Annotated in this window: 1 pseudogene; it reads right to left on the bottom strand. The window is 38.4% G+C overall.

Annotation, left to right across the window (positions count from 1 at the left end):
* Positions 1 to 218, bottom strand: a pseudogene (locus tag C1G57_RS10860) (IS5/IS1182 family transposase); the annotation flags it as partial.
* Between the last annotated feature and the right edge of the window lie 97 nt (positions 219 to 315).

Below are 315 nucleotides of genomic sequence, written 5' to 3'. Positions count from 1 at the left end.
CCAGAGAATACCTGGCGAGCATAGGCGAACAGGGTCATTTTGAGCAACATGGCTGGATGAAAGGCTGGACGACCAGTATGGGAAGTTTCTTCTAATAGAACGGATAAAGGAATGGTATCCACAAACTGACTAATCAGACGAGCCTCGTGAGTAGCAGGTAAATCCCAAGCAAGATTTAATTCCAAACTTAACTGATTTGTGTTATACTGTTTATACATTTTCATGCCTTTCTAGTTGTTTTGTCGTTATTATAATTATAAAGCATGAAATGGAAAACGAGCAACTCCTAATTGGAATTGCTCGTTTTTTTATATG

Origin of the sequence: Streptococcus suis, assembly GCF_002960425.1 — a bacterium.
GTDB classification, from domain to species: Bacteria; Bacillota; Bacilli; order Lactobacillales; family Streptococcaceae; genus Streptococcus; species Streptococcus suis_S.
This window is presented reverse-complemented; position numbering and strand designations above follow the sequence as displayed.